At 64.3% G+C, this 21633-nt stretch carries 22 protein-coding genes; 15 read left to right on the top strand and 7 right to left on the bottom strand.

What is annotated here, in order from left to right; translation table 11 throughout:
• Positions 1–44: 44 nt before the first annotated feature.
• From AC1RR3_RS11420 to AC1RR3_RS11410, 3 genes are all read right to left on the bottom strand, one after another.
• Positions 45–1370 carry an LVIVD repeat-containing protein gene (locus tag AC1RR3_RS11420; RefSeq protein ID WP_492822432.1) on the bottom strand — a complete coding sequence of 442 codons (1326 nt, stop codon included), beginning with the start codon at positions 1368–1370 and terminating at the stop codon, positions 45–47.
• 76 nt (positions 1371–1446) lie between these two features.
• Entirely contained in the window at positions 1447–3354 is a 1908-nt protein-coding gene (locus tag AC1RR3_RS11415; protein WP_492822430.1) for an acyl-CoA synthetase, read from the bottom strand.
• 145 nt (positions 3355–3499) lie between these two features.
• On the bottom strand, positions 3500–4402 hold the full coding sequence (locus tag AC1RR3_RS11410) for a LysR family transcriptional regulator (protein WP_492822428.1): 903 nt from the start codon (positions 4400–4402) through the stop codon (positions 3500–3502).
• A gap of 155 nt (positions 4403–4557) precedes the next feature.
• Here AC1RR3_RS11410 and AC1RR3_RS11405 point away from each other — a divergent pair, with 155 nt between their 5' ends.
• From AC1RR3_RS11405 to AC1RR3_RS11370, 8 genes are all read left to right on the top strand, one after another.
• Positions 4558–5775 (top strand): amino acid ABC transporter substrate-binding protein, encoded by a 1218-nt coding sequence (locus tag AC1RR3_RS11405; RefSeq protein ID WP_492822426.1) that lies wholly within the window; start codon positions 4558–4560, stop codon positions 5773–5775.
• 15 nt (positions 5776–5790) lie between these two features.
• Positions 5791–6657, top strand: a complete 867-nt coding sequence (locus tag AC1RR3_RS11400; protein WP_492822424.1) for a branched-chain amino acid ABC transporter permease — start codon at positions 5791–5793, stop codon at positions 6655–6657.
• The gene (locus AC1RR3_RS11395) at positions 6654–7589 is read left to right on the top strand and encodes a branched-chain amino acid ABC transporter permease (RefSeq protein WP_492822422.1); all 936 of its coding nucleotides are present in this window, start codon (positions 6654–6656) and stop codon (positions 7587–7589) included. The genes AC1RR3_RS11400 and AC1RR3_RS11395 overlap by 4 nt, the downstream gene beginning before the upstream one ends.
• Positions 7582–8331 (top strand): ABC transporter ATP-binding protein, encoded by a 750-nt coding sequence (locus AC1RR3_RS11390; protein WP_492822420.1) that lies wholly within the window; start codon positions 7582–7584, stop codon positions 8329–8331. The genes AC1RR3_RS11395 and AC1RR3_RS11390 overlap by 8 nt, the downstream gene beginning before the upstream one ends.
• Complete coding sequence (locus AC1RR3_RS11385) at positions 8324–9055, top strand: ABC transporter ATP-binding protein (protein ID WP_492822418.1); 732 nt, start codon at positions 8324–8326, stop codon at positions 9053–9055. Before AC1RR3_RS11390 ends, AC1RR3_RS11385 begins: the two co-directional genes overlap by 8 nt.
• 55 nt (positions 9056–9110) lie before the next feature.
• The gene (gene cnbZ / locus AC1RR3_RS11380) at positions 9111–9860 is read left to right on the top strand and encodes a 2-amino-5-chloromuconate deaminase CnbZ (protein ID WP_492822416.1); all 750 of its coding nucleotides are present in this window, start codon (positions 9111–9113) and stop codon (positions 9858–9860) included.
• 158 nt (positions 9861–10018) lie between these two features.
• Positions 10019–11116, top strand: coding sequence for a SecDF P1 head subdomain-containing protein (locus AC1RR3_RS11375; RefSeq protein WP_492822414.1), 1098 nt, complete (start codon positions 10019–10021; stop codon positions 11114–11116).
• 266 nt (positions 11117–11382) lie between these two features.
• The gene (locus AC1RR3_RS11370) at positions 11383–12189 is read left to right on the top strand and encodes a Crp/Fnr family transcriptional regulator (RefSeq protein ID WP_492822412.1); all 807 of its coding nucleotides are present in this window, start codon (positions 11383–11385) and stop codon (positions 12187–12189) included.
• A gap of 7 nt (positions 12190–12196) precedes the next feature.
• On the opposite strand, the gene AC1RR3_RS11365 is transcribed toward AC1RR3_RS11370, so the two are convergent.
• Together AC1RR3_RS11365 and AC1RR3_RS11360 are read right to left on the bottom strand one after the other, a co-directional pair.
• Positions 12197–12838, bottom strand: a complete 642-nt coding sequence (locus AC1RR3_RS11365; protein WP_492822410.1) for a glutathione S-transferase family protein — start codon at positions 12836–12838, stop codon at positions 12197–12199.
• Between the two features lie 231 nt (positions 12839–13069).
• Positions 13070–13621, bottom strand: a complete 552-nt coding sequence (locus tag AC1RR3_RS11360; RefSeq protein ID WP_492822408.1) for a cytochrome b — start codon at positions 13619–13621, stop codon at positions 13070–13072.
• Positions 13622–13794: 173 nt separating this feature from the next.
• On the opposite strand from AC1RR3_RS11360, the gene murI reads away from it, so the two are divergent.
• From murI to AC1RR3_RS11325, 7 genes are all read left to right on the top strand, one after another.
• Positions 13795–14586, top strand: a complete 792-nt coding sequence (murI, locus tag AC1RR3_RS11355; RefSeq protein WP_492822406.1) for a glutamate racemase — start codon at positions 13795–13797, stop codon at positions 14584–14586.
• Positions 14587–14648: 62 nt separating this feature from the next.
• The gene (locus tag AC1RR3_RS11350) at positions 14649–15422 is read left to right on the top strand and encodes an HpcH/HpaI aldolase family protein (protein WP_492822404.1); all 774 of its coding nucleotides are present in this window, start codon (positions 14649–14651) and stop codon (positions 15420–15422) included.
• Between the two features lie 70 nt (positions 15423–15492).
• Positions 15493–15876, top strand: coding sequence for a cupin domain-containing protein (locus tag AC1RR3_RS11345; RefSeq protein ID WP_492822402.1), 384 nt, complete (start codon positions 15493–15495; stop codon positions 15874–15876).
• 104 nt (positions 15877–15980) lie between these two features.
• Complete coding sequence (locus AC1RR3_RS11340) at positions 15981–16748, top strand: acyltransferase (RefSeq protein ID WP_492822400.1); 768 nt, start codon at positions 15981–15983, stop codon at positions 16746–16748.
• Positions 16749–16949: 201 nt separating this feature from the next.
• Positions 16950–17567, top strand: a complete 618-nt coding sequence (gene rpsD / locus AC1RR3_RS11335) for a 30S ribosomal protein S4 (RefSeq protein ID WP_063195345.1) — start codon at positions 16950–16952, stop codon at positions 17565–17567.
• A gap of 76 nt (positions 17568–17643) precedes the next feature.
• Positions 17644–17850 (top strand): hypothetical protein, encoded by a 207-nt coding sequence (locus AC1RR3_RS11330; protein ID WP_492822398.1) that lies wholly within the window; start codon positions 17644–17646, stop codon positions 17848–17850.
• 63 nt (positions 17851–17913) lie between these two features.
• A complete protein-coding gene (locus AC1RR3_RS11325; RefSeq protein ID WP_492822396.1) occupies positions 17914–18981 on the top strand; it encodes a threonine aldolase family protein in 1068 nt (355 codons plus the stop codon).
• Positions 18982–19044: 63 nt separating this feature from the next.
• Here AC1RR3_RS11325 and AC1RR3_RS11320 read toward each other — a convergent pair whose 3' ends face one another.
• Both AC1RR3_RS11320 and AC1RR3_RS11315 read right to left on the bottom strand, forming a co-directional pair.
• Positions 19045–20304, bottom strand: a complete 1260-nt coding sequence (locus tag AC1RR3_RS11320) for a serine hydrolase domain-containing protein (RefSeq protein WP_492822394.1) — start codon at positions 20302–20304, stop codon at positions 19045–19047.
• 1 nt (position 20305) lies between these two features.
• Positions 20306–21592, bottom strand: a complete 1287-nt coding sequence (locus AC1RR3_RS11315) for a serine hydrolase domain-containing protein (RefSeq protein ID WP_492822392.1) — start codon at positions 21590–21592, stop codon at positions 20306–20308.
• Positions 21593–21633 lie beyond the last annotated feature (41 nt).

The raw sequence follows: 21633 nt of genomic DNA, 5'->3' as shown, positions 1-21633 counted from the left end.
TGTAGGGTGGGTTACGCCTTCGGCTAACCCACCCTGCGACACCGTCATCCCTGATATTGCAGCACGTGCATGCCGGCGTTCCAGTCGGACACGAACATCAGCCCGTCGGGCCGGACATAGGCGTCACAGGTCTTGGCTGCGAGTGCGACGTTCGGGCGGGGGTCGATGAGTTTGTTCGGTGTCGGCGGCACCCAGTACGCGATCTCCTTTGGGGCGAAGGCGTCCCTGATATCGAACACCCTGACGCCGGCGTTGTTGTAGGTCGCGAAAATCGTCTCTTCGCTCTGGAACGAGCCCGGGCGGTTCTCGTGCAGATTATGCGGACCGAAAGTACCGTTCGTACAGAAATCGCGGTCGCGCGGGGTCGGCAGGGTTGCGATCGGCACCGGGTTTTGCGGCGCGCGCACGTCGAGCACGAAGGTGTGGAACAGGCCCTTGGCGCATTGATCCGCATTCGCTTCATCCGCGACGATCGCGAGCTGCCGCTTCGGCAGCGGCAGCGGCGTATGCGTGCCGCCGGCGAACGGCGGCGACCAGTTGATGTGGGACAGCAGCTTTGGATTGGCGGGATCGCTGATGTCGTGGATGGTGAAGCCGCCATCGCGCCAGGCGGCATAGCCGCGGTCCCCTGCCGTGATCATGTGATGCAGCGCAAAGCGCTTGCCCTTCGGCGTCGCCGGCTCGCCGGCCGCGCGGTTCATGCCGGGCAGCCACCATTTCGCGACGATCTCCGGCTTCGTGATGGTCTTGAGATCGACCACGCAGAGGATGTGGTCGGTGAACCCGTCGAAATGCGCTGACACATAGGCGTAGCGGCCACCCGGCCACCACAGCCGGTTGATGCCAAAGCCCGGCATTTCGAGGAACGCGATCTCGCGCATCTCACCGGGCTTCGAGATGTCGTGGATCGAGAGGCCGCAGCGGAATTTCTTGGCCTTGGTGATGCTGTCGACCAGCGTGTTCTCGAAATAGCCGCGCATGTTGTCGTAGGACTGCATCGCGACGATGTTGGCGCCGTTCGCCAGCAGCAGCATGTCTTCCGCCACCTGCAAATGGTGGGTGCGGGTGTATTGCCCCGCCGTGAAGAAACTGACCGGCTTCAGCGCACGCGGATCGGACGCATCCAGGATGGTCACGCCGTCGCTGAACATGTGCCCGACATAGATGTGCTGCCGGTTGAACATCACCTGCACGCTGTCGGGACGTCCGCCGATGTCGCTGTAGGAGATGTGCTGGATGCCCTTGCCGATGCCTTCGGGCGGGATGTCCGCCTCAGAAGCCCATGCGGACCTTGACCACCCCGACAGCGCAGCGGCTCCGAACACACCCGACAATTGCTGAAGGTGGCGGCGGCGCGAGACTTGGAGCATCGATTTCCCCCCTTTTTTTGAGGGGATGATGCTCGCTTGTGGCGAGGCATGCAAGCCTCGTGTCGCGCGCCCTCGCCTACGCCTGCACCACCTCGTGCCGCATCACGAACGGTGCCAGCAACGCGTGTACCTCGCCGGCGACGATCTCGCGCTGGTCCGCGGGCAAGCCCGCCAGCGTCACGGTCGCGATCGAGCCGTGGCTGCCGTGGGCGCCGACCTTGACCTTGCAGTCGATGCCCCGCTCGATCAGCGGCGTCAGCACCTTTGTGAACACGCGCTGCGCGGCGTCCCAGCGCAATTGCGGCTTGAACACCTTGCCGACGCCGGTCACCGGCATCGGATCGATCGGAATCACCTGCACCGGAACGGCCGCACGCTCCGGCGTGCGCTCGCGCACCCACGTCTCGAGCTCACCCGGCTCGACGGTCGCGCCCGGCTTCAGCTGCACGTAGCCGACCGGCAGCTCACCGGCATAGGCGTCGGGCTGGCCGACCACCGCGGCAAAGCCGACGGCAGGATGGCGGAACATGATCTCCTCGATCGGCGCCGGATCGATGTTGTGGCCGCCGCGGATCACGAGGTCCTTGGCACGGCCGGTGATCCAGAGGTAGCCGCCGGCATCGAGACGTCCGAGATCGCCGGAATTGACCCAGACTTCGTCGACGAAGGCGGCCTTGTTGTGCTCGTCGTTGAGATAGCCGCCGAACACGCCGGGCCCGGCCATGATGACGACACCGATCTCGTCCGGCTTACAGTCGCGGATCAGGCGGCCGTCGGCATCGAGCTGCACGATGCGCACGCGCGCGTAAGGCATGGGAAGGCCGACCGAGCCGAGCCGGATCGGCCGCGACGGATAGGCCAGCGTGTGCACGCTCGAGGTCTCGGTCATGCCGTAGACCTCGACGACCGGCAGCTTGAGCTTGTCCTGGATCGCCGAGCCCACGGCGACGGGGATCGCCGAGCCACCGCCAGCTGCATATTTCAGGCTGGAGATGTCGGCGTTGCCCGGCGGTACCGCGAGAGTCGCGGCCAGCACCGTCGGCACGCTCGACAGTGCTTCGGGCTTATAGCGCTCGACCAGCCCCCAGATGTTCTTGACGGAATTGGGATTGCGCCATCCGCTCGGCGACAGCACGACCAGCGAGCCGCCGGCCGACAACGTCAGCAGCACCTGCGTCAGTGATCCCCCGACGTGAAACAGCGGCATGCCGAACAGCATGTTGGCGCCCGGTTTCGACTTCAGCAACAGATTGAGCGCCCAGGCCTGATAGACCTGATTGGCATGAGTGTGCCGCACCAGCTTCGGCGTGCCGGTGGTACCGCCGGTATGGAAATAAGCCGCGATGTCGCTGCCGAGAATCTTGCGTCCGCTGACCAGCCGATCTGACGGCTGCTGCTTGATGAGATCGTTGAAGGCAAAAATGCCCTTCGCGGGATCTCCGCCACCAAAGACCTGCACGATCGCCTTGAGATGTTTCAGCTGCGGGCGAATCTGCTCGACCTTCTGCCAGATGTCGGTGCCCGGCATCGGCCCAAGCACTACCAGGACCTTCGTGTTCGCGGCCTCCAGGATCTCTGCGATCTGGTGCGGCTCGAGCAGCGGATTGACAGGATTGGCGATACCCGCGGCTTCCGCGCCGAACAGCGTCACGAAGGCGTCGGGCACCAGCGGCAGCATGAAGCTGATGACGTCGCCTTTGCCCACGCCGAGCGCGTGAAACATATTGGCGGCCTGTGTCACGCGGGCGACGAAATCGCGATGGGTGACCACGACAGGCGTATCGGTCGGATCGGCATTTTGCAGGAATTGGATCGCGGCCCCGTCGGGATTGCGCGCCGCACCGAGCCTGATGGCGTCATAGGTGCTCTCGGCCGCGACGCGATCGGCGTAAGGGACCTGCTCGAAGGCTCGAACCTCTTCGTCCGTCAAAAGCTCGGGGTAGTCGCTGCCGATGAACCGATCGAGCGCGTGGATGCCCGCCATGGAATTCCGTCCTCCCTCTGTTCATTGCCCCGCCCCTTTGTCTTTTGACATTTGGTTCAGGCGAGGCCCCGACCGATGGCCGGTCGAGCACGGACACAATGATGGATGATTGGGCGTTCGTCCATGGCCCGCCTGCGACGAAGCGTCAGTCTCGCGAGGCCTTCATCCGCCCGACCAGCAGGTCCGCCACCAGCCGGCCCGAGGGCGACATGTTGCGGCCGGCAAGCTGAACCAGCGTCACCTGCGTCGCTTCCAGCCGCTTGTCGCGCAGGGGTACGGCAACCAGCAGCCCCGCCTCGATCGAGGACATCGCGGTGTCGCGTGGCAGGAAGGTCGCAAGATCGGTGCGCGCAGCCAATGTCTGCGCAAAGGCCAGCGAGTTCGTCTCGTTGCAGATCTCCAATCGCACCTTTGCGTTGGCGCAAGCGCGGTCGATCTCCTGGCGGATGCCGAAGGATGGATCGGGCACCACCACACGAAGACCCGCAAGCTCCTTGACCGAACAACTCTCGCGATAGGCCAGGGAATGTTTCGGCGACACGATCAGGCACAGCGACTGGCGCATGCGCGCAAGCTCGATCAGCTCACGCCGCGGCGCGCGTCCGAACACCAGGCCGAGATCGACCTCGTTGCGGCTGACCATGTCGGCGACGGCGCGCGAACCGACCACGGTCATCGACGTCGAGATGCCCGGATAATCCGCAGACAGGTCGATCACGAAATTGGACAGGAAGTTCGTCACCATGCCCTCGACCGCCGCGAACTTCACCTGCCCGCGGCGCATCGACTCGAATTCCTGCACCTTGACGCGGATGCCGTCGAGTTGGTGGCGGTTCTCGACTGCATAGCGATAGAGCAGCCGGCCTGCATCAGTGAGCACCATGCCGCGCGCGCCGCGCTCGAACAGCTTGACCGACAACTCCTCCTCGAGCGCCTGGACCTGCCGGCTGATGGCGCTCGGCGCGATCCGGAGCGCCGCTGCGGCCTGCTTGATCGAGCCGCTTTCGGTCACTTCGCGGAAATAGCGGATGGCGGCGGACTCAATCATGACGGGGTTTCCCACTGAACCAGTGCCCAAGGGCGTAGCAACCGCTGGCTAGCGTTCTAATTATTCGACCCAAGACCTCTAATTTCAATGCTTTAATTCGAATGGTGGATTTGCCATGCTCGGTCGCAGAGAGACCGCCATGGAGAATTCCTGAGATGAATCAGTCGTGGGTTGCTCGCCGCGTTCGCCTGGTGTCGTTGAGCACCGCCGTGCTGGCGCTGGGAACGCAGATTTCGCCGGCCACCGCCGAGGACGTCATCCGCTTCGGCGCACCGCTGCCGATCACCGGCGCGCTGGCGCCCGAAGCGGTCAAGCAGCAGCAGGGCTACGATCTCTGGGCCGAGCAGGCCAACAAGGCCGGCGGCATCTCGGTCGGCGGCAAGAAGTACAAGGTGCAGATCGTCTACGCCGACTATCAGTCGAACACGCCGCGCGCGGTGCAGGCCACCGAGCAGATGATCGCCCAAGACAACGTCAACTTCATGTTCGGCCCGTTCGGCTCGGGCGCTGCGAAGGCAGCCAGCACCGTGTCCGAGAAATACAAGATGCCGACACTCGCGGCGACCGCCTCGTCATCGCAGGTTTACGACCAGGGTTACAAATATCTGTTCGGGACCTTCACGCCGAACGACACGCTCACCACCCCGCTGACCAAGATCATCAAGACCAAGGCCCCCGATGTGAAGAAGGTCGCGATCCTCGCGCGCAACGATCTGTTTCCGCTCGCGATCGCTCAGGAGATGGAGAAGTCGGCGAAGGCGGAAGGCTACGAGGTCGTCTACTCCGAGAAATATGCGATCGGCACGCTCGATCACTCCGCCGCGCTGTCGCAGATCAAGTCGCTGGCGCCGCAATGGATCTTCGTGACCGGCTACACCAACGACCTGCTGCTGGTGCGCAAGCAGATGGTCGACCAGCAGATGAAGGCACCGGTCGTCACGATGATTGCCGGCCCCGCCTATCAGGAATTCATCGACGCGCTGGGGCCAGCGGCCGAGAACGTCTCCAGCGCCGCCTGGTGGCATCCCGCCGAGCAATATGACGGCAAGGACATCTTCGGCACGACCGCGAATTTCGTGAAGCTGTTCAAGGCCAGGTACAACAGCGAGCCCGATTACGGCCAGGCCTCCGCCGCGCTGTGCGGCGCACTGTTCCAGATGGCGATCGAAAAGGCCGGCTCGCTCGACCGCGACAAGGTCCGCGACGAGCTCGCCAAGCTCGATGTCGTCACGTTCTTCGGTCCGGTGAAGTTCGGCGCCAACGGCCAGATCAACTCGCTCGATCCGCCGGTCTTCCAGATTCAGGGCGGCAAGCCCGTGGTGCTGTTTCCGCAGGCCATCCAGCAGGGCGATCTGAAAATCGGCGTGAACTGAGCCCGGCCACCGCTCATGCAAGCCGCCCAGATCCTGATCAACGCGCTCGTTCTGGGCTGTCTCTACGCCTGCATCGCGATCGGCTTTTCGCTGGTCTGGGGTGTTCTCAACGTCATCAACCTGATCCACGGCTCCTTCATCGTGCTCGGCGCCTATCTGGCGCTCGGGCTCTACAACACCCTGCACATCTCGCCCTGGTACGCCGTCATCGTCGCGGCACCGCTATTCTTCGTACTCGGCTATCTCCTGCAGCGATTGATCCTCAACCGCGTCATCACGGCGCCCGTGCTGGTGACGCTGACGCTGACCTTCGGCCTCGACCTGATCCTCAACAATGCGATGATCTATTTCTTCAAGGCCGACTACCGCAAGCTGACGCTGACGCCGTCGCTCGGGTCGGTCTCGATCCTCGACGTCGTCGTGCCGGTCGACCGGCTGATCGCAACCGCCGCCGCACTCGCGCTGACCGGCCTGCTCTATCTGCTGCTGCGCCGCTCGCGGATCGGCCGTGCCATCGTCGCGGTACGGCTCGACCGCGACGCCGCCGTGCTGATGGGCGTCAACGTGCCCTCGATCTACGCCATCGCCTTCGGCCTGGGAGCTGCGCTCGCAGGCTGCGCCGGCGTGCTGATGGCGCTGATCTTCCCGATCTCGCCGCTGACGTCGTCGGCCTATCTCGGCAAGGCCTTCGTGGTCTGCGTGCTCGGCGGCCTCGGCAGCGTCTCCGGCGCGCTCGCCGGCGGATTGTTGCTGGCGCTGGTCGAGGGCGTTGGATCGACGTTCCTCGGCCCGTCGCATGCGACCACGCTGTCCTTCGTCCTGCTGATCGTCTTCCTGGTGCTGCGGCCGCAAGGCTTGGTCGGCCGGAAGGGCTTTGAATGACCCGGAGCAACATTGCGCTGCTGGTTCTGATCGCGGCCGTCGCCGCGCTGCCGCTGTTCGGCGGTGCCTATGCACTGCGGCTTGGGACCATCGCCTGCCTCTATGCGGTGCTGGCACTGTCCTGGAACATCGTCGGCGGGCTCGCCGGCTATCCGTCCTTCGCGACCGCCGCGTTCTTCGGATACGGCGCCTATGCCGCCGGCGTCCTGCTCGGCCTGGGATGGCCGCTATGGGCGGCGGTCGCGTTTGCCGTACTGAGTGCGCTCGTCGCGGCCGCGGCGCTCGGCGCCGTGCTGCTGCGATTGCGCGGGCATTATTTTGCCATCGCCAGCCTGTCGCTGGCCGAAGTGCTGCGCGAGCTCGTCAACAACGCCACCGATCTCACCGGCGGCGGCATGGGCCTCAACATCCCGCTCGCCGCCGGCTCCGGCGTCATGGCGGAGGCGACCTTCTTCTTCTTCGCGATGTGGGGCGTGCTGCTGGCGACGGCGCTGATGGCGATCATCGTTGGTGGCTCGAAGCTCGGCTTCGCACTCGCCTGTATCAGGCAGAACGAAACCGCCTCCAGCATGGTCGGGCTCAATACCACGCTCTACAAGGCCGCCGCCTTCGGCCTGTCGGCCTGCTTCGTCGGCGCGGCCGGCGGCATCTATGCCGCCTGGGTCCATTACATCGATCCGTCCGATGTGTTCGACGTGCTCTATTCGGTCAAGCCGATCGTCATGGCACTGATGGGCGGCCTCGGCTCTCCGCTCGGCGTCGCCTGCGGCGCGTTCCTCTATCTTGGCCTCGAAGAGGTGGTCTGGCGCAACTACATCCAGATCCATACCGGCGTGCTCGGCCTGCTGATCGTGCTCCTGCTCCTGTTCCTCCCGCACGGATTGAGCTCGCTGCGCGCCGACCGTCTCTGGCGGAAGGTGAAGCATGTCTGAGCTTCTCCGCCTCGATGGCGTGTCGCGCCACTTCTCGGGCCTGCAGGCGTTGCGCGACGTGACGCTGTCGGTCGCAACAGGTGAAGTCCTCGGCCTGATCGGCCCGAACGGCGCCGGAAAGACCACGCTGGTGAACACGATCTGCGGTGTCACGCCCGCCAATTCCGGCACCGTGACGTTCGACGGCAGCGACATCACCCGCATCAAGACTTATCAAGCCGCCCGGTTGGGCCTGTCGCGCACCTTCCAGATCGTGCAGCCCTTCTCCGAATTCACCGCGCTCGACAACGTCGCGGCCGCCGCGCTGTTTTCGCAGCCGGGCGCGAGCCTGAGAGCGGCGCGCGATGCGGCGCGCGCACATCTTGCCTTCGTCGGGCTCGAGGCGCAGGCCTCGCAGCCGGCTGCCACGCTCACCCTTGCGATGCGCAAGCGGCTCGAGCTCGCCAAGGCGCTGGCGATGAAGCCGAAGCTGCTGTTCCTCGACGAGGTCAATGCCGGCCTCAACAGCGCCGAGGTCGAGCGCGCCACCAGGCTGATTCACGAGCTTGCGGCCGGCGGCATCACCATCGTGATGATCGAGCATCTCATGAAGGTCGTGCTCAACGTCTGCACAAGGATCGTGGTCCTGCACAACGGAACGCTCATCGCCGACGGCGCACCGCGCGAGGTGATCAGCAATCCGGCCGTGGTCGAAGCCTATCTCGGACAGAAATACGCGCAGCGGAGCGCCGGCCATGGCTAGCTCGCTGATCCTGGAGACCAAGGGGCTGTGCGCCGGCTACGGCGAGATCCAGGTGCTCTGGGGTATCGACATCGCGGTGCGTCGCGGCGAGATCACGGCGCTGATCGGTTCCAACGGCGCCGGCAAAACCACCCTGATGCGGGTGCTCTCCGGCCTGATCCCGATGTCCGCGGGCAACTGCTTCTCGGAGGGCCGCGATCTCACCGGCGACAGCGCGGCGGATATCCTTGGCCACGGCATCGTGCATGTGCCGGAAGGACGTCGGCTGTTCGGCGCCATGAGCGTCGAGGAAAACCTGCTGATGGGCGCCTATCTGCGCAAGGACGGCCGAACCGCGGTCGCGCGGGATCTCGACCAGGTCTACGCCACCTTCCCCCGGCTGCACGAACGGCGTCGCCAGGCCGCCGCGACGCTCTCGGGCGGCGAGCAGCAGATGTGCGCCATCGGTCGCGGCCTGATGAGCGCGCCTCTCCTGCTGATGATCGACGAATTATCGCTCGGACTTTCGCCGCTCCTGGTCGAGCAACTCGTGGCCGCGCTCCGCGCCCTCAATGCCAAGGGCATGTCGATCCTGCTGGTCGAGCAGGACGTCACCACCGCGCTCGATCTTTGTCACCACGCCTTCGTCATGGACATGGGGCGCATCGTTCGCGAGGGATCGGGCACCGAGCTGCTCGCAGACCCCATCGTGCGCGACGCCTATCTCGGCGTGCTCCTGGAATGAGTGAGCGAGTGAGCGCGCCACCACCCCGTCGATCCCTTCAGGTCAAAGAGGCATCATGATCAGCACCGTCGAAGCACCCAACAGCGGCTACCGTTTCATGCCGGGCGTCAGCCAGTATTCCTGCGGCATCGCCGCCCTGCCCGGTTTCTCGATCGAGCGCGTACGTTTCGCCAATCCAGTTCCACTGAAGGCGGGCTTCGAACGCATCGCCGAAATCCTGAAACAGGCCCGCCGTCCGCTGACCGCGTTCGGCGCCTGCGAATTGCGCTCGCCCGCGCCATTCACCGAAGAAGGGTTCAAGGCCTTCAACGAGATCTACATCAAGACCCTGATCGAATGGGGCATCATGAAGGACGGCGTCAATCCGGTGGCGCGCAGCAATGTCTGTCCCGAGATCGATCCGCCCGCTGAGCCGAGCTTTCACGCATTCTCCTTCACCGTTCCGGCCAAGGATGCAGCACCATCCTTCGTCGTCGCCGGCAGCGGAGAATCCGTCGAAGGCAAGGCGAACTATCGCGACCACACGGTGCGGCTGGGCGACACCAGCCCTGAGGGCATGTTGGAGAAGGCGAAATACGTCCTCGGCGAGATGGAGCGGCGGATGAGCGCCTTTGGCGGCACCTGGCGCGATACCACAGGCGTCCAGGTCTATACCGTGCATGACATCCACCCGTTCCTTGCCAGCGAGTTGGGGCGGCGTGGCGCGGCGCGCCACGGCGTGACCTGGCATTTCAACCGGCCCCCGGTCGTCGGCCTCGACTATGAGATGGATTGCCGCTGCGTTCACACCGAGCGGGTGGTCTAGGGCGTTTCGGCCGGAGAACCGGCGCCAGTTGTCCCGCAACCGTCCGGCCCGGGATCGCTTGCGGCGGCCGGCCGATTGAACCTCCTCGCGCGATCACAGGACCAAGGACTGGCGGCAGGATTGCCAGCCATGCCCCGGCCGCGACGTGCGAGGACACCATGACCAAGCCCCTGCGGGACCGGATCACGCGGCTGAACGCCGTCCTCGCCATGACTTCGATGATCATGGCATCGGCGATCGCCTTCCCCCACGCAGCGCTCGCCGAGGACGGCCAGCTCGACAAAATGCGCGCCAAGATCGCGGCCTTCATCGGCGACAAGATGGAGAAGCTGGGCGGATCGCGCATCATCTACAAGGTGGACGGCGACGGCTTGCGCGAGAGCGTCGTCACGGACTTGCGTGACGACGTCTACAAGACCCTGCGCGAGGGCAAGATCGCCTTTTCCGGTCTCGCGATCCGCGACGGCGGCGTCGAGGTGAAGATCGCGGACGCCAAGGGCCGCGAAGAGCTGAAGCGCAAGCTCGCCTCGGCCGCGGAGGGATTGCCATCGCATGCGCTCGCCACGACCGAAGGCGGCGACGGACTGGTCGGGCTCAAACCGACCGATGCCGCATCCGCCGCACGGCTGCACGACCTCGTCGAAGACGCCATTGTCATGATCGAGCAGCGCCTCAAGGACGCCGGTATCAAGCTCGCCAGTGTCCAGCCTGACGGGACGGACCGCATCCGCATCTTCCTGCCTGGGATGATGGAGCCCGAACACGTGACCGCGATCTTCGCCACGAAGGTCAAGGTCAGCTTCCGCCTGATCGACGTCTCGATGCCGGCCGAGCAGGCGCAATCCGGCACGCCGCCCGTGGGCACGGAGGTCCTGCTGGGCTTGAAGGACAAGCGCCCCTATCTCGTTGCAAAAGACAGCGCGCTCGACGGCGACGACATCAGCTACGCCGGCCCGGGGTTTGCGAGCGCCACAAAGGACCCGATCGCCTCGTTCCGCTTCAACGGCCGTGGTACGCGGCGCTTCGCCCACATCACCGAGGAGAACATCGGAAAGCCCTTCGCCATCGTGCTCGACGGCAAGGTGATCTCGGCCCCCGTGATCCGCGAGCCCATTACCGGCGGCTCCGGCCAGATCTCCGGCAATTTCACCCTGGAGGAGGCGAGCAGCATCGCCATGTTGCTGCGGGCCGGTTCGCTGCCCGGGCACCTTGGCCTGGTCGAGCAACAGGTGATCCAGCCCGCCACCAAGCCGTAAGGCAGACATCGGCCCGCGCCCCGCCCCGCCGGGGCGCCCAGCGTCCGCCCACGATACCAAAACCCGCCCCCGGCGGCCCCGAATCACGGGCGCACCAAGGTCATACGCGCAACCAACGGGCAATTGCCGAAACGCCCGATCAGGCTAAAATTTGCCTCTTGCGGCATGGCGGCCAAAGGCTTCATTTCAAGCGGTCGTCATTCGATTTCGGCTATAGGTGTCGCGAATATCGACCAGGACTGAAGGCCTTACGCGGGGTTAGTACCATGCCGTCCGGCAGCGCAGACATTTCCTCGATCCTTGACCGCATTCTCGATGCGGCAACGGACAACCTCAGGATCGCGAAGATCCTGGTCCAGATGGGCCTCGATCCCAACAACGTCACCTACGACGCGATCTTCAATCGGATGCTGGAGATCTTCGTCAGCAACATCACACTCGCCAATATGTTCGCCGCGGTCGGCGCCGGCTTCTTCGTTGCCACCCTGTTGATGCGGACGATGGTGCCCCTGCGCGTCGCCAACATGGTCGGCTGCGCCTTCTTCGCCGTGTTCGGCGCGCTGTCCGCCAACGTCTCAACGTTCCTGCTCTATCTGCTGCTGCTTCCGATTAACGCCCTGCGCCTGCGGCAGATGCTGAAGCTGGTCAAGAAGGCGCGCCATGCCGCCGAAGGCGACATGTCGATCGAGTGGCTCAAGCCGTTCATGACCGAGCGCAAATATCGCCGTGGCGACACGCTGTTCAAGCTGGGCGATCCGGCCAAGGAGATGCTCCTCACGGTCACCGGAAAATTCCTGGTCAAGGAGATCAATGTCGAGATTCAGCCCGGCGCGCTGATGGGTGAGCTCGGCTTCCTCACACCGGACAACCGCCGCACCGGCACGATCGAATGCATCGAAGACGGCCAGGTGCTGACGATCACCTATGACCGGCTGCTGGAGATCTACTTCCAGGACCCGCAGTTCGGCTATTACTTCCTCGTGCTGACCAGCCAGCGCCTGCTGCAGAACATCGATCGCTTGCAGAAGCAATTGAACGCGGCGCGGACTCCCAGCACGAACAGGATCGCGTGACCCCCGCTCATCTCAGGAGCAGCGCCATGCCGGGATCGCCCTTCTCCATCGCACGCCGATAGGCCGCCCGTGCACTGACCCGGCCGAGATATTTCACCACGTTCGGACAGCGCTGGAGATCATAGGGCTGGAAGTAGCGCATCGTGGTGAGCGAAAACGCCGTCATAATATCGGCGGTCGTGAAAGCGCTGCCCGCAAGATACTCGGCCTCGCCAAGCCTTCCGTCGAGAAGATCGTAGGCCCGATCGAGGCGCCCCTTTATCGCGAGCAGAGTCGGATTGTCCTCGGCGATCTTGAGCCGGTTCAGGATCATCAGCCGGCCCATGCCGGGTTGCAGGGTGCCATTGGCGAAATGAAGCCAGTACAGAAATTGCGCGAAGGCGGGATCATTGGGACCGAGCGCGAGTCGGCCGTTGCCATATTTTGCAACGATGTAGTCGACCACGGCGCCTGATTCCGCGAGCACCAGCTCGCCGTCGGTGATGACCGGCGCCGCCCCGATCGGATGCAGCACCTTGTAGTCGGGCGGCGCCAGCATCGTCACGGGATCGCGTGCGTAGCGCTTCAGCTCGTAGGGGATTTCGAGCTCTTCGCACAGCCAGACGATGCGCTCGGACTGCGATTTACCGAGATGATGGACGGTGAGCATGACGTCTCCTTGCGATCGTAAATTGGATCAGTCGCGATGCTGCATCATACCCCGTCATTGCGAGCGCACCACAATCTCGCTGTCATCGCCCGCGAAGGCGGGCGATCCAGTATTCCAGAGGCAGTGCGAGGATACGGAGAAGCTGCGGCGTACTGGATGCCCCGGTCAAAGCCGGGGCATGACAGCGTCGATAGAAACGCGCCGCCACAACACCAAGATCGATCTTGCCCCCTACCCCGCCTCGTCGGTCACCATCCGCGCCACGACACGGTCGCGGCGGATGAAGTGGTGCCAGAGGGCGGCGACGACATGAACCGCGATCAGTGCGAGCAGCACATAGGCAAAGAGGATGTGTCGGTCCTCATAGGCCCCAGCCGCCGCTTTGTCCGGAGAGGTGAATTGAGGCACGTTGAACAGGCCGAAGAAATCCGAATAGTTGGGCGTGCGCGCACCGGAATGCGCCCAGCCCAGCATCGCGACCACGATCACGATGAGATAGAGTGCGCCGTGGCTGACATGGGCCGCGATCTTCTGCCAGCGAGAGGTCTCAGGCGGCAGCGCCGGCGTCGGGTTGATGAGGCGCCAGGCCAGGCGCAGCACGGTCAGCAGCAGGATCAGATAACCGATATCGGCATGGATCGAGCGGTAGAAGAAGCGGTCGGGCCGCGCCGGGATGTGGTTCATCCACCAGCCGAAGCCGATCATGCCGAGGATCGCCAGCGCCAGAATCCAGTGCAACCAGCGGGAAACGCTGCCCCAGCCGTTACCAGTATTTCTGATCATGTCGGCCCTCCGGAATTTTGCGGATACGTCCCCGTCCGCACTGCAACATCCCAGCTGATAGCGGGAACATGCGGCAATCGTGAAATTGAATCGTTCCAAACTGGCGTCGGGCGGCCTCGCCGTAAAACCGCCCCAAAAACCGAATGGTAACCATGACGGGCTAGGGTAACGACGTGACAGACTCCCCGACGATCCTGGTGTTCGATTCCGGCCTTGGCGGGCTCACGGTGCTGCGTGAGGTCGTGGCCGCGCGCCCGGACGCGCATTACGTCTACGTCGCCGACGACGCCTTCTTCCCCTACGGCCACCACGGCGAGGACGAAATCATCGCCCGCGTCGTGCCGCTGATGGGTGAATTGATCGGTACGCATGATCCTGACCTCGCCGTCATCGCCTGCAACACGGCCTCCACCCTGGTCCTATCGCATCTGCGCGCCGCTTATTCCCTGCCCTTCGTCGGCACGGTGCCGGCGATCAAGCCGGCCTGCGCGCAGTCGAAGACCCGCCGCGTCTCGGTGCTCGGCACCAAGGGCACGGTGAAGCGCGAATACACCAGGGCCCTGATCCGCGACTTCGCACTCGGCTGCGAGGTGACGCTGGTCGGCTCGCCCGAACTGGCCTCGTTGGCTGAAGCTGAACTCGGCGGCACGCCGATCAGCGACGGCGATATCCTCGCCGAGCTCACCCCCTGCTTCGTCGGCGACGACCCGACCTCTCGCACCGACACGGTGGTGCTGGCCTGCACGCATTACCCGTTGCTGCTCGACCGGATGAAGAAGCTCGCGCCCTGGCCGGTGGAATGGATCGATCCGGCGCCCGCCATTGCCCGCCGCGTCTCCGATCTGCTCGGTCCGCCCACGGGCAACGTTGTGCAATCCAGCGCGGAGATGATTTTCACCTCGAACCGCGCGCATGGCCTTTCTGCCACGCTGACGCCGTTCTTCGGCGGCCGCGCAGTCGCCTGACTTTTCGGAGGCGCGGCGCGCTGCTAGGCTTCGCGCATCGCCATCTCTCCGCAGGTCATCACATGCCGGTCCCCGCAACGCCGCTCAATCGCCTCCGCCAATTGTGGAGCGAGGGCCGTCCCGCCTTCGGTGCGATCGCGACCATCCCGAGCGTGCAGACGGTGCAGATCATGGCGCGCTCGCTCGACTGGATCATCGTCGATCTCGAGCACGGCCCGATCGGGCTCACCGAAGCACATGCGATGATCGCCGCCACGACCGGCACGCTGTGCACGCCGCTGGTGCGGATCGCGGCGAACGAGCCATGGCTGGCGAAGGCGCCGATGGACATCGGCGCCTTCGGTATCAATTTTCCGATGATCACCAATCGCACTGATGCCGAGAAGGCGGTGCGCAGCGTGCGCTATCCGCCGCGCGGTGATCGTCTCTGGGGGCCGTTCCACGCACCGTTCCGCTGGGGCCAGTCGATGCCCGACTACATGGCGTCAGCCGATGACGAGATGATCTGCATGATCACCATCGAGCATGTCGAGGCCGTCAACCGCATCGACGAGATCATGGCGACGCCCGGCATCGACGTCGCCGTGATCGGTCCCGGCGATCTTGCGACCTCCATCAACAAGCGCGGCCAGATGGACGATCCGGAGCTCCTGGAGCTGGTCGCCCGCGCCGAGGCCGGCATCCTCAGAAGCGGCGTGCCGATCGGCGGCGTCGCCCGCACTGCCGATCAGGCCAACGCCCTGGTCGACCGGGGCTACCGTGCCATCGCGCTCGGCTTCGACTGGTCGCTGTTCCAGCGGGGCATCATGGCCGCGTTCGAGGGGATCAAACGCTGATCAAGCCGATTGCCACCTTGCCGGGAACTGCCGCTTTGCTAGGCTCAGTCGTTCCAGGGAGGAAAAAACCATGCTCAAAAAGACTTTGCTCGCTCTCGCCTTCACCGGCCTTGCCGTTGCAGCCTTCGCTCAGCAAACCGGCATCAAGCGGACCCCGCTCCAGAAGGTCGAATTTCCCGACGGCTACAACACCATCACCGCCATTGCGGAGGTCCCGGCGGGCGGTGCGGCCGGACGCCATACCCATCCGGGCATCGAGACCGGCTACGTGCTCGAAGGCGAACTCAATCTCCTGATCGACGGGCAGCCGGAGAAAACCCTGAAACCCGGCGATTCCTACCAGATCCCGGCCGGCGTCGTGCACGACGCCAAGGCCCACGGCGACAAGGCTATGAAAGTGCTTGGAGTTTACGTCGTCGACAAGACCAAGCCGCTGGCCTCGCCGGCGCCCTGATGCGGCGAACGGACCGGGCGCAACCGGGTTAGTTCGTGCTAGAGCAGGCGGCGAGCGGGAACCCGCTCGCTGCACATATTTTCATCAGCCGGAACCGGAGAGCGATGCGCGGGACGCCCAAGACCATTTCGCTGCCGCGCCGCCTGATTTGCGACCTCATGCGCGCGTCGATGGATGTGCCGTTCGTCTCGCTGTCCCGCACGCTCCATATCCGAGCCCTTCTCGAGGCCCGCACGGGCGCAACGGCGCCTGCAGGCTGGGCCGCGATGTTCGTCAAGGCGTTTGCCCTGGTCGCCAGGGACGAGCCGGTCCTGCGCACCGTCTACGCCAAATGGCCCTGGCCGATGCTCTACGAGCTGCCGAAGAGCGTGGCGCTGGTGGCCATTGCGCGGGTCGAGGACGGCGAGGAATGCGTGATGCCGCAGCGAATCTCGGCCCCCGAGGCCCTGCCACTGGCCCAGGTCGACGCCGAGATCCGGCGTGCCAAGACGGCGCCGATCGAGGATGTCCCGATGTTCCGCAAGATCATGCGGGCGACCCGGCTGCCGTGGCCGCTGCGGCGCCTGTCCTGGGCGATCGGGCTCAATTTCGGCCGGCAGCGGGGCAATTGGTTCGGCAGCTTCGCGGTGAGCTCTGTGGCCGCCTATGGCGGCGGTGAGCTCCATCCGGTCACCCCCGGCCCGTTTATCGTGAGCTATGGGGTGGTCGAGCCCGACCAGACCATCCATGTCGTGATCCGCTGGGACCACCGGGTCACCGACGCCGCCCCGATCGCCCGGATCCTGACCCGGCTGGAGCAGGTCCTGAACACTGAAATCGCTGCCGAATTGCGCTCAAGCGGGTCGAAGCCCATTCGGGCGACAGGGACCTGATTCCGGGGCCATTCGCATTGACAGCGAACCCCAAACTCACCTAAAAGCCGCCTGCTCGCGGGCCGATTTCGGCCCGCGAAGCGTTTCGCGACCCGTGGTCCTGCCCCCTATGCTTTGGGGATCGGACCTGTCGGTGCCGGACTTAAGGTCTGTCACACAGGAGGGCGCGTTTCCTCAAACCGTGAACCCAAAGAGGACGCGATGACTAAGCGCAGTGAAGCCAAGTACAAGCTCGACCGCCGTATGGGCCAGAACATCTGGGGCCGCCCGAAGAGCCCCGTCAACCGTCGTGAATACGGCCCCGGCCAGCATGGCCAGCGCCGCAAGGGCAAGCTCTCCGACTTCGGCGTGCAGCTGCGCGCCAAGCAGAAGCTGAAGGGCTACTACGCCAACATTTCCGAGCGCCAGTTCCACGGCATCTATGTCGAGGCCAGCCGCCTCAAGGGCGACACCGGCGAGAACCTGATCGGCCTGCTCGAGCGTCGTCTCGACGCGGTCGTGTACCGCGCCAAGTTCGTCTCGACGATCTTCGCCGCCCGCCAGTTCATCAACCACGGCCACATCAAGGTGAACGGCCGCAAGGTCAACATCTCGAGCTACCAGCTCAAGGTCGGCGACGTGATCGAGGTCAAGGAAGCCTCCAAGCAGCTCGCCCACGTGCTCGAAGCCAGCCAGCTCCCCGAGCGCGACACCCCCGACTATCTCGAAGTCGACCACGGCAAGATGACCGCGAAGTACATTCGCATCCCCGCTCTCTCCGACGTGCCGTTCCCGGTGCAGATGGAGCCCCATCTGGTCGTCGAATTCTATTCGCGCTGATAATTGCAGCATCGACATTCAAAGGCCCCGGTTTTCCGGGGCCTTTTTGTTTGGTAGCATGCCATCGATGTTTCGCATGGCCGACCAATTCGCCAATATTCTGCTTTCGGCAGCGCCGACTGATGCTGAGCTTCGAGCGTGGAAGGCCCTCTCCCGCGACGAGCATATCTGCCGATATCGGGGGCTGTTTGCTCAGCCCGATTGCAATATCTTCACGGCGGACACGTCAGACGACATCCTCCTCGCCGCGCGAGAGCGCGTCGCTCAACGTTCTCGTGGCTAGTACAGGTCATCGGGACACGCACGCAATACGTCGCAATTGTTCGACCAGATGACGAGATCAGCCATGCTGTACACGCCTCCCAAGATCGATCCCAAGGCGCCGCCGGTGCGCATCAATCTGCTGTCGGACACACAGACCAGGCCGACGGCTGCGATGCGCGAGGCGATGGCGCGTGCCGAAGTCGGCGACGAGCAGGTCGGCGACGATCCGACCGTGAATGCGCTGTGCGAGCGCGTGGCCGATCTGCTTGGCAAGGAGGCCGCGGTCTATATGCCCTCGGGCACGATGTGCAACGTCACCGCGACGCTGGTTCATTGCCGCCCCGGCGACGAGATTTTGGCGCATGAGACCGCGCACATCATCGCCCGCGAGGGCGGCGCGCATGCCGCGATCGGCGGCTTCCAGGTCACACAGCTGAAGGGACCCGACGGCCAGTTCACGCCAGAGACGTTCCGCAAGGCGCTGCACCCGCGCACGCGCTACCAGCCGCCGCAGACCGTCGTCAGCGTCGAGCAGACCGCCAATATCGGCGGCGGCACGATCTGGAAGAAGGCAGCCCTCGACGAGATTGTCGCGATCGCCAAGCAGCATGGCCTCGTCACCCACATGGACGGCGCGCGCTTGCTCAACGCCACCGTCGCGAGCGGCATTTCTCCGCGCGACATGACGGCCGGTTGGGATTCCGCCTGGATCGACTTCTCCAAGGGCCTGGGCGCGCCGATCGGCGGTGTGCTCGCAGGCTCACGCGCCTTCATCGACGCGGTCTGGCAGTGGAAGCAGCGCCTCGGCGGCTCGATGCGCCAAGCCGGAATCTGCGCGGCCGCCTGCATCTACGCGCTCGACCATCATGTCGACCGCCTCGCCGACGACCACGCCAATGCCCGCGCGCTCGCCCGCGGGCTGTCGCAGATCGCAGGCATCGAGGTGCAGGAGCCCGAGACCAATCTGGTGTTCTTCAAGCCTGACGGCGCAGGCGTTGCCGGCGACAAGATGGTCGCGGCACTGCGCCAGCGCGGCGTGACGCTCGCGATGATGGACGGCCGCATCCGCGCCTGCACCCACCTCGACGTCAATGCAGCCCAGGTCGAGGAAACGATCGGCTACATCAGAGAGATCGTGCGCGGGGCGTAGTCAAAGCGTTTTCGAGCAAAGTGGGTACCGGTTCGCGTAAAGAAAACGCGTCAGAAAAAGAATCTACCGTCCCATTGCCTGGTAGATCAGCGTCTTCAACGCCAGCTGAATCCTGCCGCGCTGCGAGGGAGTCTGCACCATGAAGACCCCGAACAGATCGTCTTCGGGGTCGATGAAGAAGAACGTGCCGGCGACGCCGTCCCAGCGATATTCGCCGAGCGGCCACGAGGTGCCCGATGGCACCGAGGTGCGCACGGCGAAGCCGAGGCCGAAGCCGGAGCTGCCACCCGGATAATAGTTCTGGTCGCGCGCGATCTTCGTTTCGGGTCCGATATGATCCGACGCCATCAGCGCGATGGTCTCGGGCTTGAGATAGCGGCGCCCCTCATAGGTGCCGCCATTGAGCAGCATCTGCGCGAAACGGGCGTAGTCGCCGACGGTGCCGACCATGCCGCCGCCACCGGATTCCCATCTCGCGGGCCGCCTGATATCGCGAACCTGCGTCGTCGGGTTGATGTTGCGATCCCCAGGCATCGGCTCGGCAATGCGCGGGAACTTCGCGGGATCGGCAACGAAGAACGCGGTCTCGGTCATACCGAGCGGATCGAGCAGCCGCTCCTTCTCAAACTGAAGCAGCGTCTTCCCCGAGATCACCTCGATGATGCGACCGAGCACGTCGGTGGAATGGCCGTAGTCCCACATCGTGCCGGGCTGCTCGACCAGCGGCAGTGTGGCGATCCTCGCGGCGAATTCGGCGTTGGTGAGATTGCTGTGGAAGAGATTGGCCTCGGCATAGAGCTCGCGCACCGCGCCGCCGCCTTGATAGCCGTAAGGCAGCCCGGAGGTGTGGCGCATCAGATCCTTGATCGTGACGGGACGATTCAGCGGCTCCAGCACAAGCGATATCTTGCCGTCCTCGGCCTTCTTCTCGACGCCGACCTTCATCTCGCCAAAGGCCGGGATGTACTTTGCGACGGGATCGTCGAGCGAAAGCTTGCCCTCCTCGACCAGCATCATCGCCATGACTGTCGTGACCGGCTTCGACATCGAATAGAGACGGAAGATCGTGTCCGCACTCATCGATATTTCGGTGGCGACGTCGCGGACGCCGAAATTCTCGTAGTAAACCGGCTTGCCATGCTGTTGAAGCAGCAGGATTGCGCCCGGAAACGTTCCGGCCGCGACCTCGCTCCTGATGTAGTCGGAAACCTTGGCCAGGCCCTCGGACGAGAGGCTGTGCGCGCGGCCCTCGGAGCCCGCTTGCGCACCGACGACGCCGGACAGAAGAACGAGCGCCGCGACGATTGCGCGGCGCCCGAACATGTCAGTTCTCCATGGCTTCATAAACCAACTGCTTCAATGTGCGCTGCACGCGCTGGCGCTCGGTGGGGGTCTGTTCCAGCAGGACAAAGAACATGTCCTGCTTGGGGTCGATCACGAAATAGCAGCCGGAAGCGCCGTCCCACTTCAATTCCCCGAGATCGCCGGGCGGCGGCGGCTTTGCGTTGCCGGGATCGGTGCGAACGGCAAGGCCGAGGCCGAAACCAAAACCGTCGCCGGGGAAGTAGAAGTAGTCGCGCTCGACGCCGGAGCCAGGGCCGACCCGATCGGTCACCATCAGCTTGAACGTCTCGGGCTTGAGAATCGTCTTGCCGTCGAGGGTCCCGCCGTTGAGCAGCATCTGCGCAAAGCGCTCATAGTCCGCCATGGTCGTCACCATGCCGCCGCTGGCGAATTGGATTTTCTTGACGACCGTCGGATCGTTGATCCGGCCGACGCGAAAATCGGCGTCATTCGGCACCGGCTGCGCCAGCAGCTTCTGCTTCTCGGGGTCGGTGACGAAGAAGCCGGTATCGACCATGCCGAGCGGGCCGAGCAGCTTCTCCCGTTCGATGTCGATCAACGGCTTTCCAGTCGCGACTTCCATCACGCGCGCCAGAATGTCGGTGGAATGGCCGTATTGCCAGAGCGCGCCAGGCTGGTTGTGCAGCGGCAGTTTGGCGATGCGCTCGGCGAACTCGGCGAGGTCGAAGTCGCCGGCATAGATATTGGCGTCGCGATAGGCCTTGCGCACCAGGCTGTCGCCGTAGAAGCCATAGGTGACGCCGGAGGTGTGGCGCATCAGGTCGAGCACCGTCATCGGCCGCACGGGTGGCACGAGCTCGAGCGACTTGGTGCCGTCATCGGCCTTCTTTTCGACGCCGACCTTCACATTGGCGAAGGACGGAATGTATTTCGAGACGGGATCGTCGAGCTTGATCTTGCCATCCTCGATCAACTGCACCGCGACGACGGACGCGATCGCCTTGCTCATCGAGAACAGGCGGAAAATGGTCTTGTCCGTGATCGGCGCCTTGCTTCCCACGTCCTGCACGCCGAAGGCTTCGTGATAGACCGGCTTGCCGTGCTGCTTGATCAGCACGGTCGCGCCGGCAATCTTGCCGGTCGCGACCTCGTTCTTGAAGAACTCGCTGACCTTGGCGAGCTTGTCCGGGTTGAAATGCGCGCCCGCCGGGATCTCGTAAGTGCCCTCAGCGCACGCGAGCGAGATCGCACTGAGTGAGACCAGCGCGCCGCAAACAAATGAACGCAGTCCAGAATATAAGATCATATCCCCTCCCCGGAACATGGCGGGCGGAGTGTACTGACCGC

The organism is Bradyrhizobium sp. GW821-FHT13H05 (assembly GCF_058804065.1).
The sequence above is the reverse complement of the archived record's forward strand: the minus strand, read 5'-3'. Positions and strand labels throughout refer to the sequence as shown.